At 38.4% G+C, this 17,196-nt stretch carries 16 protein-coding genes; 8 read left to right on the forward strand and 8 right to left on the reverse strand.

Annotated features, from left to right (window positions below; translation table 11 throughout):
• The first annotated feature begins 44 nt into the window (after positions 1 to 44).
• A complete protein-coding gene (locus Q1A31_RS10170) occupies positions 45 to 824 on the forward strand; it encodes an autoinducer binding domain-containing protein (protein WP_299875983.1) in 780 nt (259 codons plus the stop codon).
• A 114-nt stretch (positions 825 to 938) separates the two neighbouring features.
• On the opposite strand, the gene Q1A31_RS10175 is transcribed toward Q1A31_RS10170, so the two are convergent.
• The 3 genes from Q1A31_RS10175 to Q1A31_RS10185 all read right to left on the reverse strand — a co-directional run bounded on the left by Q1A31_RS10175 (position 939) and on the right by Q1A31_RS10185 (position 5,494).
• A complete protein-coding gene (locus Q1A31_RS10175) occupies positions 939 to 1,577 on the reverse strand; it encodes an START domain-containing protein (RefSeq protein WP_299875985.1) in 639 nt (212 codons plus the stop codon).
• Positions 1,578 to 1,747: 170 nt separating this feature from the next.
• Entirely contained in the window at positions 1,748 to 2,335 is a 588-nt protein-coding gene (locus Q1A31_RS10180; protein WP_299875987.1) for an START domain-containing protein, read from the reverse strand.
• Positions 2,336 to 2,419: 84 nt separating this feature from the next.
• On the reverse strand, positions 2,420 to 5,494 hold the full coding sequence (locus tag Q1A31_RS10185) for an NAD-glutamate dehydrogenase domain-containing protein (RefSeq protein ID WP_299875989.1): 3,075 nt from the start codon (positions 5,492 to 5,494) through the stop codon (positions 2,420 to 2,422).
• A 329-nt stretch (positions 5,495 to 5,823) separates the two neighbouring features.
• On the opposite strand from Q1A31_RS10185, the gene Q1A31_RS10190 reads away from it, so the two are divergent.
• Together Q1A31_RS10190 and Q1A31_RS10195 are read left to right on the forward strand one after the other, a co-directional pair.
• Positions 5,824 to 6,702, forward strand: coding sequence for a DMT family transporter (locus Q1A31_RS10190; RefSeq protein ID WP_299875991.1), 879 nt, complete (start codon positions 5,824 to 5,826; stop codon positions 6,700 to 6,702).
• A gap of 71 nt (positions 6,703 to 6,773) precedes the next feature.
• A complete protein-coding gene (locus tag Q1A31_RS10195) occupies positions 6,774 to 7,043 on the forward strand; it encodes a hypothetical protein (RefSeq protein WP_299875993.1) in 270 nt (89 codons plus the stop codon).
• 221 nt (positions 7,044 to 7,264) lie between these two features.
• On the opposite strand, the gene mnmH is transcribed toward Q1A31_RS10195, so the two are convergent.
• The gene (gene mnmH, locus Q1A31_RS10200; RefSeq protein WP_299875994.1) at positions 7,265 to 8,404 is read right to left on the reverse strand and encodes a tRNA 2-selenouridine(34) synthase MnmH; all 1,140 of its coding nucleotides are present in this window, start codon (positions 8,402 to 8,404) and stop codon (positions 7,265 to 7,267) included.
• Complete coding sequence (selD, locus tag Q1A31_RS10205; RefSeq protein WP_299875996.1) at positions 8,397 to 9,461, reverse strand: selenide, water dikinase SelD; 1,065 nt, start codon at positions 9,459 to 9,461, stop codon at positions 8,397 to 8,399. The genes mnmH and selD overlap by 8 nt, the downstream gene beginning before the upstream one ends.
• 181 nt (positions 9,462 to 9,642) lie before the next feature.
• Here selD and Q1A31_RS10210 point away from each other — a divergent pair, with 181 nt between their 5' ends.
• The 3 genes from Q1A31_RS10210 to hflD all read left to right on the forward strand — a co-directional run bounded on the left by Q1A31_RS10210 (position 9,643) and on the right by hflD (position 12,217).
• Positions 9,643 to 10,338, forward strand: a complete 696-nt coding sequence (locus tag Q1A31_RS10210; RefSeq protein WP_299875998.1) for an SDR family oxidoreductase — start codon at positions 9,643 to 9,645, stop codon at positions 10,336 to 10,338.
• Positions 10,339 to 10,344: 6 nt separating this feature from the next.
• Complete coding sequence (gene mnmA / locus Q1A31_RS10215) at positions 10,345 to 11,448, forward strand: tRNA 2-thiouridine(34) synthase MnmA (RefSeq protein ID WP_299876000.1); 1,104 nt, start codon at positions 10,345 to 10,347, stop codon at positions 11,446 to 11,448.
• 130 nt (positions 11,449 to 11,578) lie between these two features.
• Positions 11,579 to 12,217: a high frequency lysogenization protein HflD gene (hflD, locus tag Q1A31_RS10220; RefSeq protein WP_299876002.1), complete on the forward strand. Its 639-nt coding sequence runs from the start codon at positions 11,579 to 11,581 to the stop codon at positions 12,215 to 12,217.
• Between the two features lie 39 nt (positions 12,218 to 12,256).
• Here the strand turns inward: hflD and Q1A31_RS10225 are convergent, their stop codons facing one another.
• Both Q1A31_RS10225 and Q1A31_RS10230 read right to left on the reverse strand, forming a co-directional pair.
• On the reverse strand, positions 12,257 to 13,129 hold the full coding sequence (locus Q1A31_RS10225; protein ID WP_299876004.1) for a lysophospholipid acyltransferase family protein: 873 nt from the start codon (positions 13,127 to 13,129) through the stop codon (positions 12,257 to 12,259).
• Between the two features lie 132 nt (positions 13,130 to 13,261).
• On the reverse strand, positions 13,262 to 14,194 hold the full coding sequence (locus Q1A31_RS10230) for an SRPBCC family protein (RefSeq protein ID WP_299876006.1): 933 nt from the start codon (positions 14,192 to 14,194) through the stop codon (positions 13,262 to 13,264).
• Between the two features lie 162 nt (positions 14,195 to 14,356).
• Here Q1A31_RS10230 and Q1A31_RS10235 point away from each other — a divergent pair, with 162 nt between their 5' ends.
• Positions 14,357 to 14,914, forward strand: coding sequence for a hypothetical protein (locus Q1A31_RS10235; RefSeq protein WP_299876008.1), 558 nt, complete (start codon positions 14,357 to 14,359; stop codon positions 14,912 to 14,914).
• Positions 14,915 to 15,005: 91 nt separating this feature from the next.
• Here Q1A31_RS10235 and Q1A31_RS10240 read toward each other — a convergent pair whose 3' ends face one another.
• Positions 15,006 to 15,692, reverse strand: a complete 687-nt coding sequence (locus tag Q1A31_RS10240; protein WP_299876010.1) for a hypothetical protein — start codon at positions 15,690 to 15,692, stop codon at positions 15,006 to 15,008.
• Between the two features lie 236 nt (positions 15,693 to 15,928).
• Between Q1A31_RS10240 and Q1A31_RS10245 the strand changes: the two genes are divergently transcribed.
• On the forward strand, positions 15,929 to 17,149 hold the full coding sequence (locus Q1A31_RS10245; RefSeq protein WP_299876012.1) for a hypothetical protein: 1,221 nt from the start codon (positions 15,929 to 15,931) through the stop codon (positions 17,147 to 17,149).
• Positions 17,150 to 17,196 lie beyond the last annotated feature (47 nt).

Raw genomic sequence — 17,196 nt, forward strand, 5'->3', positions numbered from 1 at the left:
GGTTTATAATGTGTTTTACTTAGTATTTATGAGCTAAACAAAAAATGGATTTAAATGAAAATTCAACATTTATACAAAACAAATATTTTATACAAAATTTATACGACGCCGAAACACTCACAGACAAATTTTCACTATTAGAAAAAGAAATCACAAATTCAGGTTTCTGCGGTGCGCTATATACATTTATACCAAAATTGACTCGTTTAACAACTTCCTTACAACCTGTATTTCAGCATACCGATTCGTATCAACCCATTATAAACTACTACCATAAAAATGATTTTAGTCGGCATGATTTTATTATCAGGCTTATTGAAGAAGGGATTCTGCACACTATAGACTGGTGGGAAGAAGCGAATAAAATGGATTTAAGCAAAAAAGAACAACAGCTTATTACAGTAGTTAAAGAAACCTATGGCATTACAAAAGGATTCACATTCCCCACATTAAGTAATGATCTGGGTTATGCCGCGGTTAGCATCATTAGTTTTGAAGATTCATATACTAACAAGACAGTGAATGCGGATATCCTGGAGCATTTAAAAAAGTGCTCTCGTCTATACCATGATCATGCGATGATTCATCAAGATGCACGCTATAAATTTATTTTACCTATTTTAAAAACCTTAACGCCAAAAAAAATAGCATTAATAAGATATTTAATTTCAGGTAAGCCAATGAAAAATATTTCTAAGGAAGTAGATATAAGCACACGATATGCAGAAAAATTATTGATTGAAATTCGTAAGCAGTTCGGGAATATATCTACCAACGAATTGATCTATTTGCTAGGCCTGCTAAATATCCCGGAATATATTTAAATTAGCGTGGCTATTTAAGTGCTCCTAAAAAATATCTAATCACAATTAGCTGATAAAAAAGTGCCTATAAGTAGGGGGGTGTCATTTCAAATAGCACATATCACCCCCCTACTTTTAGTTACTTTTATATCGATCTTCTTTAGCGATTCGACGTAGATTATTTAATGTATTGAATGGGATATCCACAACCAGCGAATTCACCAGCCACTTAGGAATATTTCCACCTGGATCAACACTCATCTGATAAAGAATTTTTAATTTCCCATCATCTAAAGGTGTTAATTCCCAAAGGCCGTTCATCTTGGTAATTCTGACGGTTTTAGGCAGTTTCTCGATCATTGCTGGTTTAGCGACAAATTTAATCGTAACCTGATTGGTAGTCTTGTTTTCTGTTTTGATGGATTGCACAACACTGTCGCGATCAATCACCGGCCAAGGCATATTTGTGACTATATGATTATAGATTTCAGTCTCACCAATGCGTTTTATGGTTTTTGCACTTTTACAGTTATGCAGCCATCGGGGGTATGAGGATGCATCGGCAATGACTGACAACACTGAGTTAAGTGAGCTATTAACGGTTACCACACCACGGAAAGATTTTAACGGTGAACCTTTTGTTTCGGCCACGAAGACCTGAATGTTGTCCTCTTCTTTTTCTAGGTACCAATTATCCTGTGCACCAAATATTGGAGCTGAAAAAATCAGGAGCATAGAAAAGAAAAAGTAATGTCTAATATAATTTTTAATCATTATTTAGTTTTACCATAAATTGACACCAAAATCGGTCTTAACTAGAAACTCTAAAACTTCTTAATAAATATCTCAATTATTTCCATACCAAAAGTAACGTTCTCTCCTTCTCAAATGATCATGCAAGGAAACATCAATGACCTAGTGTTGGATAACTTGAGTATGACTAACTATTGATATTGAGGTTCTTTAGCAATTTGGCGCAAATTACTTAGCGTATAAAACGGAATATCAATCAACATCGAATTCACTAACCACTTTGGAATTGTTCCACCAGGATCAACACTCATCTGAAACAGAATTTTTAGCTGTCCATTATGCAAAGGTGTTAATTCCCATAAACCGCTTATATTATTTATTCGTATTGTATTGGGTAAATTACCGACCATTCCTGATTTACTAACAATCTTAATCGTTACTTTTTTAGTTGACCTATCTTGAGTCTTTATTGATTGAATGATGGTATCTCTATCAACAAGTGGCCATGGCATATCGGTTACTACATGACTGACAACTTCGTTGTAACTCACAAAATTGATCATTTTTGCACTTTTGCAATGATATAACCAACGAGGATACGAAGATGCATCCGCAATTACCGACAACACTGATTTCAAAGAACTATCGACGGTGACTACACCACGAAATGTTTTTACCGCCGAGCCTTTAATAGTAGCGATATAAACATCAATATTATCTTCTTCTCTTTCTAAGTACCATGGGCTTTCAGCCCCAAATATTGGGGCTGAAATAAACATGAATAATGAAAAGAAAAAACTCTGCCTAATACGCCTATCTATCATTACTGGGTTGTAACATAAATAGGCACATAAAAAGCAGTTTTAACTGAAAATCGGAAATTTATTAACCTGTGCTTCGATCATTCCAGCGTAAATACTATCGTTATCGCCTTCATAAACCATCGCTGAAGAAAGCTTGCTTGCCAATATTGCGTATTTAACTTTTTCTGGCAACTTAGATAGTCTGGTTTTGAATATTTCATTCTCACCAATTAAATGCGGCATATGTAATAACATGGCATTTTGGAAAGTTTCACGATTACTTAACTCAGGATTATTCGAGAAATAACTGAATATTCGGGCATAGTGCTCATTAATCTCACGACTAATATCATTTGAAATATCAGTATAGGGAATTAAACCGTTATTCTGGTCGTATCGTTCTAAAATTAATCTGGCTTCCCTTTCTGCCATTTCATTTAACTTGGCAATAACATCTTCCACATACTCTTTTTTATTCGCCAAGAACTCCTCTTCGCTTAACATAAGATTCGCAATAATTTCGTATGATGATGAAATCACGCCACATTTATTAGCCGATGCATCACGAATGATGACTGCACCCAAACGCTGTAATTCTAAACGTGCAACTGGAGTGATATATGAATTTGCACCTTCTACGATTACCTTTGCACTTGGTGTACCTTGAGCCGTTAAATACTTTTGATAATTATCTTTATCAATGGTTTCTGGTCGCCCGCCCGCAGGTATAAACAGATCAGCTTCAACCGTAAATGCCAGAGTATTAAATTCTTTATAAAACTTGTCTGTAGAGATCCATAATTCCTCTAAACCTTTATCAGTCATCACGACTTTCTTATATAATTCTAACATGCCTTCTTTACGCGTTTGATTGCGGTAAAGTAAAAAACCACCAAGGTGTAATGAATTAGGATCAAAGTCTTCAAGGTCTGATTTTAAAACGACTTTATCAAGTGCTGTAACATCTAAACCAGCAGGATCAAATAAGGCTCCAGAACCATCAATAATGAGTTTTATTTTAACCTTTGGACAACGGTCCATCAGCAAGCGCATGCCATTACCCGCAACGTCACCATTCGGGCCACCGGTAAACTTAACACTAAATTCATCTTTGTGCATATTAATACCCAAAGACTCCATGGTCACTTCGGCAAAACGAATCACACCGATAGAGGTCACACCATAATCTTTATGGTTGATACCCACTTTCTTACTCGACATCACACCAGGACCTAATAGGTAACCTCTTTTAACCGATTGCTTAGCGATTATTTCAATCATCACATCATGCATATTCTCATCAGGGCCAAGTTCAATTGGCTCGTCTTCTGCATAATAATCGACAACTTTAGGGTTTTTAGCCACGCCGTTTTCGGTAACAAACAAATCAAAGAATGCGTTAATAAAGGCTAGTTGAAGTTTGTATAAATGCTGACGATTAGATTCTGCATTGCTATTGCTATCTACACGCAATACCGCGACCATTTTCGAACCACCCTCATAGATATCTTTATTCTTAAGATGCTGTGTATGCGCAAGTACGTAGTTTTCTTTAAACATCGTATTGGCACTGGTTATATAGTTATCACGTCCCTGGGTGATGATTGTTCTCCATCCACCACGAGCAATATCAGAGAAACCGATATGATAAGCAATGCCATTTCTGCTGTAGAAGAAAGTGACACGATACGGTCTATCGACTGGCAAATCTTCGGTGAACCTTTCACCTAATTCCTCTAAATATTCTGGTGATAATCTAAACGATAAGGCATGTTTCTGTTGAACAAAAAAGTTTGTTTTCAGCGTGTAGCGAATGAAAGATAGACCACAACTGAAAACGGTTCTGCGAAAATCATCAAGGAATTTACGACCTGAATTGAATTCAGCAATAGCATTCGTGCAGGCGGTTAATTTTTCTGCATAGATCTTCTCTCTATCTTTCTGTTTTGGATCGAAACGCGCATAGAACAAATCCACTAATTGCGTAGTGATTTCAGGATGGTTATGAAACGCTCTGCGTATTCCCTCTAGGGAGAAACTGTCGGGGTGATTATGCGACAGATTGGTATGACAAAAACTGATCATCGCATCGACCATGCTGGCATCAGTACCTGAGGTAATTCCCTTTTTAACTAATGCCTTATAGCTGCGTGAGCGCGATGAAAGAATCTGGGTATTATAGATCTCTCTTTGCAGATTTAAATACAAGTCGCTTTCTTTGGTAAAAACTGAGTTGTCTCTTGGGCTGACGTAAAAAGTCGAAAGAAAATAAGGATGAATACCATTGCTCAAAGTTAAACTGTATGAACGTCTGAGAGAAATATTTAAGCGATTAAAGACTTCCAGTATCTGAGCCAAAAATCCGCGAGCAGGTGGATTTGATATACCGAAAAGAATACGATATTCCTTGTCATCCCCCTTAGATTCGATACTTTCCATATCTAAATGTATACCGTCATTAATATCCGTTTGCGCATACAAACTAATTAAACGCGCAATTCTTCCTGGTGGTGAAACATGTACATATTCTGGGCTATTCGCGAGCACAATTTTTAGATACGATTCGATATCTACCTGATCACAATCTACACATGACTTCTCCAGCTTAGCTTGTATTTTCTTTATCAAAGAGCCATCTTTTAGTTTTGAGCCATCGACAAAAGAAGAGCCATCCGTAAATACAGAGTCGTCCGAAAAAAGAGAACCATCAACAGCATCCTTCTTTAGTATTTCAGCTATTTCACTTTCTGATTTAGAAGAATAGTCGAAACGAAGTGCTTCCAAGCCGTGATCACTACCAGTTATTTTATTTCTAGAGGTAGTTACTTCGGCATAAGAGATATTTTTTTCAGGAAGCTCCAGAAGTGTTCGATATAAGGAACCTCTGGCATTTATCTGGGCCAGCATTGTCAATTCTGGCTTATCTACAAGTAATAATCGCTTATGATATTCCATATTATGCAGACTCTTAGTCAGTAGCGACAAAGCATCTACTTCAGCCTGATTGAAAACGAAGAAAAGCGGGTGCATTTCATTCTTTAGCCATTCCAGGTTCTCACCTACTTGTTTTACCTCATTCGAGATATCACTCTGAATCAACTGAGTTACAGAATCGCTATTTTTTTGAAAATTCATATCCTTTGGACCTTGGTGAATTATAGTTGTGTTTACCAGCACCATATAGGTGCAAGACAGCTAAAAGGCAAACCATTAGTGCAATTAAATTAGCTTTTATGCTCATTATTAAAAAATACATCATCCTTCAGAATCATCATTTAGTTTTGTATGAAAAATCCTGATATTTCTTTCATTATGTACAAATTAACAAAGGCAATATTTAATCCATAAACTACACTTTCTTTCCTTATGAAATTTTCTCATGAATTTCCATGCAATTCACTTTTACCAGCATCCTTAATTTACCCCATCAGTGGTTACCAGCTATTGCAACTAGATAATTGAATATGACCAATGTAAATACACTTTTATTGATTTTTCTTGCGGCAATCTGGGGTAGCTCATTTATTTTCATGAGAGCCAGCGTCGAGTCTTTTGGACCGATTGGATTAATCGCATTAAGGATAATAGTGGCAGCTTTATGCATGCTGGTATTTCTTCTTAAAAAGAGAAGATTTGTAGAGTTTCTCGATAATTGGCGAATATTGCTATTCGTTGGGATACTTAATTCTGCTATACCTTTTATGTTTCTGGCTTATTCAAGTTTAAACCTTACTGGTGGAACAGTTTCGATTTTGAATGCGATGACTCCCGTTTTCACGGCGTGGATTACCCATATCTGGTTGCATGACAAAATGACAAAAGTACAATTCTTAGGCATGTTCCTGAGTATCTCAGGTCTGGTGTTTCTCGCCTGGGATAAAGTCAGTTTAGATCTAGCAAGTTGGTTACCTATTTTATCCGGCGTTTCTGCTGCTATATCTTATGGTATCGCAACTAATGTAACCAAGAAGCATCTCGCTCATGTGTCTATTATGACGGCAACCTCAGGAAGCTTATTGTTTGCCGCTTTATTCATGAGCATTCTACTGATTCCATTTATGCCAAACATAGAAAGTATCTCTTCAATACATTGGATTTATGGAATTATTCTTGGCTCATTATGTACCGCAGTCGCTTATATTATTTACTTTAAACTTATCAAAGCGATCGGCCCGATGAAGACAGCCAGTGTCACGTTTCTGATTCCAATCTTTTCATTTATCTGGGGATATTTACTTCTCGGCGAGAAAGTGACTATGAGAATGTGGATTGCTACCTCAATCATCCTTTGTGGAATGAGTCTGGTAATGGGATTAATCAAAGGCAGAAGCTCGAAACTGTGAGTACTTATTTGTTAATTCTAGATTAATGCGAATATGCGATAATCACGCTTAGAATACTATCGAGATAGACTATGAAAACACCTGCAAGACGCTTATCGCTCACAATATCACTCACTTTAACATTGGTAACCGCACTCACACTGTCAGCATGTTCGACGCAGCAAGTTGTTGGCAGTGCAATCACGGTGGCTAAACTACCGGTTAAAGCGGCGGGTGTGGTTGCGGGCACTGCAGGTAGCCTTGTCGGTGGAACTGTTGGTGGGATTATTGCTGGCGGGACAGGTGCAAGAATTGGAAGTGCCGCGGGAAGTGCTGCAGCTAAGAAAGCTGCTTCTTTTTGATCGGTTATTATTAATTAGCTATTATTTATATAAATAACAAAATACTAATAAGAATTATGTCACCCCCCTACTTTGAATGATATTTATGCGGCTGCTCCTTCCCTTCGGGTAAGCATTAAACAACAATGCTTTTGTCTCGATAAATCTCGGCTTGTTTTTGTCGCGTTTAAAAACGTAAATAGAATTTATGCTTCGCGAAGGGCTTTATTCATTTGACTCATTCAGGCTAAGGTCTCTAAATAATACATTACCTCATCATAGCTTCCTTTAAAGCTAATCCGATCCTTCTTCTTGGAACTTTGATAGTCATACATGGGATCGTAATAATCCAGCAGTAAGGATTTAACTACTGGAATGAAACCTTCTACCGAGCCGGTTTTATTTCTCAGTTCGATGGCATCTTTCATTTGCTGATAAGCTTCTTTATATCGAACACCGCCCAAGCGTTTCTGAATTTTTCCCAGGCTATTGAGTAAATGTTCTGATAGTTTTTCTGCACCCAAAACTTCGCCATAGACATCATTAAAGGATTTCTGCGTATCCAGAATATATTCTTCGATACTGACTTTATTTCTATCTTCCTGAGAAACTTCCAGCATTACCAATTTCGATGTTTGCATTACATCAAATAACGCTTGTGGAATGCCGAGTGAGCCAACATTTCGCGCTTCATCTTCAACCACTAAAAACTTATGTCCAGCAGCTTCAGCTTTGAGTAATTGCACCGCGAGCGCATTCTCGAAATTAATAGGGGTTGGTTGCGGTGTAGCTGTTGGACCAAAGGCAGAACCTCTATGATTTGCCAGTCCTTCCAGATCAATACTGTTGGGTAATTCTTTTAATAGTCTGGTTTTACCAGAACCTGTTCTGCCACCTAATACAACCACTGGAATCTTCTGGCTAATACGCTCAATGCTTTCTAGTAGAAAGGTGCGCATGGCTTTGTACCCACCCTCTACACGAGGATAAGGCTTTTCAGATTCCTTTAAACTATCAGCGATCCATTGCTGTGATATTTGTGAGCGTAAGCCTCCACGAAAACAATAAAGGACACCCCCCGGGTTTTCGGCAAAAAACGCATTCCATTTTTGAGTTCTTAGTGCCCGCTTCTCAGCAGTGACTAGTTCAGAACCTAGAATAATGGCAGAGTCTTGACCTTGTTCTTTGTATCGAATGCCAACAGCTTCACGCTCGTCGTCATCCATTAAAGGTATATTGACTGAGTTAGGAAATGCACCTTGATTAAATTCTACAGGGGCACGTACATCTAATAATGGAATATCATTTACAAAGATATCCGTTAAATTATTAACGGTCGGTAAACTGCCTTTGGGTAGCCCTTCCAGTTTTAAATCAGTCATGAATTTCTATCGTGGCTTCAGCATTCTTTTCAGTTAAATGGCCAATCGGTTCTAAAGACATTCCGGCTTCTTCAATAACAGCAAGAAATGCTTGCTCGTCATCCACATCAACGGCAACTAACAAGCCGCCACTGGTCTGAGGGTCACAAATAATCGATTGCTGAGTCGGCGTCATTGAACTGATGTGCTCACCATAACTATCAAAGTTTCTTTGAGCACCTCCGGGAGAACAGCCTTGATTAAGATATTCCAAAACGTGTGGCAGTAACGGTAACTTACTGTAATTAATCACAGCATTAAGACCACTACCTTCACACACTTCACGTAAGTGACCACCTAAACCAAAACCAGTCACATCAGTCAGTGCCTTGACACAAGCCAGTTGTGCGAGTTTTTCACCGATACTATTTAACTGGCACATCGAATCAGGTGCGAGGTGAGCATGTTCTTCTTTAATCAATTTTTTCTTTTGCGCTGTAGACAAAATGCCTACACCCAAAGGCTTGGTTAAATATAATTTATTGCCAGCCTTGGCAGTGGAATTCTGTTTTACCTGGTTGCTAGCCACTGTACCGGTCACAGCGAGTCCAAATATGGGCTCTGGAGCGTCAATACTATGACCACCCGCTAAAGACATCCCAGCATCTTTACAAGCCTGTCGACCACCTTCAATCACTAATTGACCAACTTCTGCAGGAAGCTTATCCAAGGGCCAGCCAAAAATAGCGATCGCCATAATAGGTTTACCACCCATGGCGTAAATATCACTGATCGCATTGGTTGCGGCTATTCGTCCGAAGGTATATGGATCATCCACAATGGGCATAAAGAAATCAGTAGTACTAATAATCGCCGTGCCATTACCTAAATCGTAAACAGCGGCATCATCACGCGTGCTGTTTCCTACTAACAATGCTTCATCCACCATGGGTGGAATCTGGCTTTGTAACATGACATCAAGAACTGCGGGTGAAATTTTACAACCACAACCAGAACCGTGACTGTATTCAGTCATTTTGACATCAGAAACATTGACTTGAACTTGGGTATTTTCCATAGAAATTATATAACTTAAAAAACGTGGTCGGATTATACTCGCATTTATACTAAGATGAATCTATCAATCAACTTAAGTCTCTTTAAAAGAGAATATTTAGACTTATTATGACTATATATTTAGAATCATTTGCTCAACTGTTATTTACAACTGAATATTCACATACAAATAAGCTACCAATATGCCAACACTACTCATAACAGGTGCCAATCGCGGTATCGGACTCGAACTTTGTAAACAATATGTAGCTGAAGGATGGCGTGTTTTTGCAACGTGCCGAGATCCAGAAAGCGCCACAGAATTAAAAGAGTTTGCAGCTACTAACAAAGATTTACTCAGTATTCATGAACTTGAAGTTAGTAATGAATACCAAATGACGGAGTTACAAAAAACACTCAAAAACGTACCCATCGACATCCTACTCAACAATGCTGGAGTTTATGGCTACGGAGCAACTGAATTCGGCAAAACATACAGTGACGCTTGGGATGAGGCTGTTGCCATCAATCTAATCGCACCAATGAAGATGATGGAACATTTTGTCGAGAATGTCGCGAGTAGTGAGAAAAAAATTATTGCCAGCATTAGTAGTAAAATGGCCAGCATGTCAGACAATACTTCTGGTGGTTCATACGCCTACCGAGCAACCAAAGCAGCGTTAAATGCAGTCATGGTTAGTGCCGCTCATGACCTTAAACATCTTGATATCACTTCTTTAATATTACACCCTGGTTGGGTTCGTACTGATATGGGTGGCCCTAACGGTGAAATCTCGGCTGAAGAGTCTGCAAGCTTGCTTAAAAAGAATCTAAGTGATTGTACAATTGAGGACAGCGGCTGTTTCCTCGATATCGATGGCAGCATAATCCCCTGGTAAAAACAGATGAATAAAGAAAAAGTCATAGTCGGCATGTCCGGTGGCGTCGACTCGTCTGTTGCTGCCCTGCTCCTTATTGAACAAGGTTATGAAGTCGAAGGCCTGTTCATGAAAAACTGGGAGGAAGATGATTCTGCAGAATACTGCACGGCGACTGTAGATCTTGCAGATGCGCAATCAGTTAGTGATAAACTCGGGATAAAACTTCATACGGTTAATTTCTCAACTGAATACTGGGATAATGTATTCGAGTACTTTCTTGAAGAATATCGTTCAGGACGTACGCCTAATCCAGATATCATGTGTAACAAAGAGATCAAATTTAAGGCTTTCCTGGATTTTGCCATAGACTTAGGCGCTGATTATATTGCGACAGGTCATTATGCGCGTGTTGACAAAAGGGGTTCGCAGGTAAAGATGTTAAAAGGTCTGGATAACAATAAAGACCAAACCTATTTTCTCTATACCTTGCAGCAACACCAATTGACTAAAACACTTTTCCCAATTGGCGAATTAGAAAAATCAAAAGTACGAGAACTGGCAGAAAAAGCCGGCTTCGATACGGCCAATAAAAAAGACAGCACAGGTATTTGTTTTATCGGTGAACGTAAATTTACTGAATTTTTACAACGTTTTTTACCTGCACAACCGGGAAAAATTGTTAATCCAGATGACGAAATAATTGGTGAACATCAAGGGTTGATGTATTACACGCTGGGTCAGAGACAAGGCTTGGGTATTGGCGGCTTAAAAACATCATCAGAAGCTCCCTGGTTTGTGGTAGATAAAGATCTAAAGAATAATCAATTGATAGCTGCTCAGGGTCATAATCATGAACTTTTGCTAAAGCAGCAACTCAAAGCTTCACAGTTGCACTGGGTAAGTGGTAAAGCCCCCAATGAGACGTTTAGTTGTAAAGCGAAAATTCGATATCGACAGGAAGAGCAACAATGCACTGCGTTTATAGATGTTGATGATGTCGATAAATGCATTGTGTGTTTCGACGAAAAACAGCGAGCGATAACACCAGGCCAATCCATTGTCTTTTATGATGAGAATATTTGTCTGGGTGGTGGCATCATCGACGAAATAAAAACAGCTTGTGATTAACCAATCGTTATAATAATGAACGTTAATTAGTTCTTTAATACACTTATACATTAATGGAAGACTTAGAAGTCATACCATCAAATTTATTAACGTATAGACAAAAAGTAGATAAAAATAGGTAATTTAATCCGTGGAATCAAATACACAAAACCGAGCCATAGCCTTAGCTGCAGTTTTTCAATGCGTTGATGGTGTTTCACAAGTAGCCAATACTGGCAAGGTAGACGACACTTTATTCAATACCTGTATCAATAGTGTATTAACTGATAACGCAGGAACGGCTGTTGAGTTATACGGTAGCTTAGACAACCTAAAAACTGGTCTGACATCCATGTTGTACCAATTAGGCTCTGGACAAATGACACCTGATGGTAAAGCCAAGGATATGGAAGCAACACGTTACGCCTTAGGGTTGCTACATCTAGAAAAGAAATTAAACAATAACCCTGAAATGTTTCAACAACTACTTCAAGGTATTCAAGACACTCAGAAAAAACTAGAGTTTTTCGATGTCGGCCACGAAAACATTACTGCTTCACTCGCTGAAATTTATACCAATACCGTTAGTAAAATTGGACCAAAAATCATGGTCAAAGGCGAGCAATCTCATTTAGCCAATCCTGCCAATGCGTCTAAAATCAGAGCGCTATTACTCGCGGGTATTCGTGCCGCACTATTATGGCGACAAGCTGGTGGTAATCGTTGGAAGCTACTGATTGAACGCGGCAAGTTACAAAAACAGGCAGACAGTTATTTAAACAGCTTGTAGTACTCGTTGGTCTGTCTTATTCATAAGCGCTAAAAGCGTTTATGAATATAGATTAGTACCATCTGGCAAACGCTTAAATCGTTTGTAAGACCAGCTGTACTGCTCAGGAAACTTATTGATCATGGTTTCAATCTGACTATTCATGGCATTACACGCAGTCACCAGATCTTTATCATAAAGTGCTTTAACCCCTTCTTCGATATGGAGGAAATAGCCGTTACGTTTTCTCTCAGCGGCGATATAAAGCACAGGTGTATTATGACGCGCAGCCAATTTAGGCATTAGATTGGTTGTATAAGCCGGTTTACCAAAGAAGTCTGCGTATATCCCTTGGTCCCTTCGTGGTTCCTGATCCGGTAAAATACAAATAGATTCTTTATTAGACAAGGCTTTGGTTAGCTCGCGAATTCCCTTAAACGTACTAGGTACTAGTCGTGCTCCGGTAGATTGCCTGCCTTCCACCACCAATTCATTCAATGCGGGTAAATTGAGTGGGCGATACGCACTGGTCGTTTTTGTATGCATTGCCGTGATTAAACCAAGATACTCCCAACTCCCCAGATGCAATACCACAACAATCAACCCATCGCCTTTTGCATAGGTGTTTTTGATTGTTTCTAAAGATTCAGGGTTTAATAATAAAGAGGCTATCTTATCCTTACCGGCTTTCCACAGAATAGGCGTTTCGAGTAAAGCTTCCGCACTGGAACATAATGCTTCACGCCCTACTTTCGTTTTCCATGCTTTAGATTTATCAGGATAGCAGCGATCAAGGTTAAGTAAGGTTCGCTTGCGCATATTCGCAGAGACATACCAACCGATGAAACCGATGATTCGCCCAATTCTTTGATTAACACTCAGTGGTAAATAACTGATTAATTGTAGTAATGTATGTGCCAACCAATTTTTCAAAATCTAAAATATCCTTTGTTTATAACGTTGTGTATTACTCAAACTGAGTGCTTGAAAATGCGTGTCTAAAAATGTGTAAATTAATGTTGAAAACAAAGCGTAATGTAAACGCATTTCAATCTAAAAAAAGCGCTATTTTATAGGCAATATCACTTCGGTCAATAGATCAGCTTTATCTATGTTGGCAGGGTCATTTAAATAAAATACATACCCTACAGGATTTCTGCGTGTTTTAATTCTTTGGTTGCCACTATATGCCATAGCAGTAGACCAGGCATTAGCTAAGTGCTCATGAAAACCAGTATGAGTTACCTTCAATCCATTCTGCTCTTTTAAAAAACCGGCTATAAGTGGGGGGGTGACCTCCATCTCTTGATTCACCGGAATAGCAGTTACAAAGCTCGACATTTGATTAACCACATCATTACTCTTCACTATTGAAAACGGCGCTGACGTTAGCGGTATATTCTGCTCTTCAATATACTTAAACAAATAGCTGAAATCATCTGCGATTACTTGCGAGATATCTGCCATCGCACAGATTCGTTCTATCCCAATAAAGTGCTGTTGTTGAATTTTGGTCAAACCCTCTATCTGAACCTTAGAAGAAACAGTGCCAGTCTCTAAATAATCCTTCAGCATTTTCAAACCACGTTCATAATCCATTCCTATATGGGCTTTAATTTTTTTCGCCACAAAGAACAATAATAAAGGGAAATGACTGTTCATTATCCAGGTAACACGTGTTGATGCTTGATCCTGCTCCTCTAGCTCAAAAAATACTTTTGCAGTAGAGGTAAAGGGTCGTTTAAATTGCAAATTCATCGCTAATTGATGATCAGTAATTTCTTCCAATACCATTTCACCGGCACCCACAAGCGTGCCATCCCAGTCATAACCAGCACCCACTTGAGATTGTGTTTCGCTATAGTTCAATTGACTTTCAGGATCCATAATCAACCAGGGAGACCAAATAGGCCATTGACGAAAATCTATTAACGATGACTTCACATCAGCAATTGGTTTATTAATAACGATTGAGCGTTTCACTTGATAAGCAGGCATGTTTATTCCTAAATACGTTTTCTTGATTATAACTAAAAAAACGCCCATAAGTGGGGGGGTGACTTTTTATTACACTATCAACTTAAAGTTTTTGAATAAGTTTATGTTTAGACGTAAGTTATGCTTTTGTTTAATTTAACCTAGTTATGATACAGTTTAAAAATGAGCAATTTACCCGATCGCAAAGAACAAGTCATTCAAGTGCATGCCAGTTTAATCAATATGGTCGTGCAAACTCATCTTAATCCCCAGCTTAGACCACAACTCAGCGAAGTATTAAAAACCAGCGCGCAAAACGGCTGGCAGAATCTGGTATTGAGAATCTATAAAATTCTCGAAGGGGAACGTTCAGAGGCGCTGTTAAAAGATCTGGATGAGGAAGATGCAATCATCATAGAGGCAATTTTGAATGGCATTCAAAATCCAGCTACTCTACCTGATCCTTCAGCGAAACCTGCAAACCCAAGCATGGCAGCACCCGGAATAGCCCATATGGTCAATGAAGCCAGCCGAGGCAACACGCAGGCACTGACTTTATTATCAACAATGGCAGAACAGATGAGTCAGACTGGCGGAGATATGAGTATTCTCGCAGCAATCATGAAGAAACTCATTGATGGTGAAAGGGACCCTGAAATTTTAAGCAAAGGCATGGGAGCTCAAGGTGAAAGTCTGGTGTCCTCGATTCTTGAAGAACTGGGTAAATTACAGCTTCATTAAAAACAACTGCACATATGGCTTAATAAGTTTTAAGCATTAAAAAAGGCTAGTAAAAACTAGCCTTTTTTTAGGAACAGATAGAACAGGATAATTATTTCTTTAGCGCTTCCTGCAATTTCTTAAGACCGTCGAAATCACCTTTCGCGGCAAGCGTTGCTTGTTCATTCCATGAATCCATCGCTTCTTTATTATTATTTAAACGAGCTCCTGAATTTTCTAACATATCACGAAGGATATCGTCATCAGTTCCCGCTAATTTAGTAAATGTATCAATACCTAAACCCTTAAGTGTGGCTTCCATGCTAGGACCAATTCCACTTAATTTAGTAAAATCATCACCTGTCTTTTTAGCTTTAGCCGTACTTTTTGTTGCTGCCTTTTTTGGGGCCGCTTTCTTTGCTGCTGGTTTTTTAGCCGCTGTTTTCTTGGGTGCAGCTTTAGTCGCTGCCTTCTTAGGTGTTGCTTCAGTAGATGACTTAGCTGAAGAAGTGCTCTGACCTGTTGATGAGCTTTCTGCTTTAGCACTAGTTCCAGTAGTTGAAGATGCGGCAGCAGCAGCTGATGCTGTCGCTTCATTCAATCTGATTTGCAGTCGATTAACCTCTTTTTTACGTTCTTCTAACTCAGCCATTATTGAAGAACAATCTGAATTCTTTCCACCTTTTACCCAAAAAGTATAGAACAACCACTCAGCAAGCCAGCCGACTAAAATACCTAGAACAAATGCACCCATTACAAACTCCTGAATATGAAAGTAATTAACTCGATCTATTGTCACACAAACACCTACATCACTTCAAACAAATCACTTATTTTTTAAGTATTTGCTCCATCTTTGAGCGATTTTATTGTTATTTGTCATTAATATTTATGAAAGCACAAAGATAAACGGTAGTTTAAAAACGAAGAAAGAGTAAATGGTAGCAACAGTCACCATAGCTGGCTGAACCTGAAACAGATTTATCATTAAAATATCCAGCTTAAATCACACTTGCTAACGTCTGTTTTATTCCAATGAATACATACTCTTTAATAATTGCTATTTTTACATTTGCCATGGTTTCGATCATTGACACACATAAAAATACGCCCAATCATTCAACAGATGAATTCATAAGTAATGCAAATAGCAAAAGTCTTGTAACGATCAAAACCATTTTAAATGAAACGGATGAGTTTGATTTGTTCGATGATGAATTTTCTGCGACTCGCCACTTGCATCATCAAATTACACACCCCGGATTACTTGAAACAGAGACAATCAACAATACAGTACAAATAAAAACTGAAATTGCTGTAAGTATGCAGAGCCATATGCTGGACAATGCAAAGAAAAATGCACTAAAAGAAAACGCGACTAGTAAAAGATTAGCTTTTTACAAGCAGTTAAACTCAAGAAATAAATCCAGAAAAACTGATCAAATCGTTAGTACTTCCGATATAGAAAATGAGAATATCGTAGCTGAAACAACATTCATCTTTAGCAAGCCCACAGAAGTAGCACCTAATGTATTAACTTCGAATGTTTCATTACCAGTTACTTCGAAAACCATAAAACAAAACATAAAACTTGATACTAAGTTATCAAAGATTGCCAAAGTAGGCTATTGGGATACGGTTCATTCTATAGAATCCAAGCAGGGCAAATTACTCTATAGACCAAGAAATAAAAGTAGAAGTTGTACCTATACCACTTCACCTTGCGGTCATCATCAATTAACCGTACAGGCTTTAAAGGACATTGGTTGTAAATCAATCCAGTGCCGCAAAGACCGTTTAAATTATTCTAAATCTCTTGCCATGAGCAAAAAGCTATTAGCAAAAAATGAAAAACGTTTGAAGAAAAATGGCTATGAAAACCTTGAAGATTACCAACGATATTTAATCCATCAACAAGGCGCTACCGGGATTAAAGTAATACTTGGAGCAACAAAAGGCGAGAAGTTATTAAACAAGACAATCAAGAAAAATATGGCGAATAACTCACCCTACAGTTATCGACAATTGAATCGCATGGGAAGTCGTTTGGCAGCGAATATTTTCCTCAGTCACTGGAAAAGCAAGTGGGAAAAAGAGAAACAGTTAGTTGCAGGAGTTACTTTGGCATCTAACCAAACCTCTAAAGACTATGGCCGCAGTATTGACGAAAGTAGTGACCAAATATCGGTAGAACCATTCAGCTTACCCCTATTTAATGAAAGTGAGATACAATTGGCGTTAAACTACAAGTTCTAAATCAAAGAGCTATGATCTAGAATAATATTTCAAAACAAAAGTTTTGA

It is taken from the genome of uncultured Cocleimonas sp. (assembly GCF_947495625.1).
Lineage (GTDB): Bacteria > Pseudomonadota > Gammaproteobacteria > Thiotrichales > Thiotrichaceae > Cocleimonas.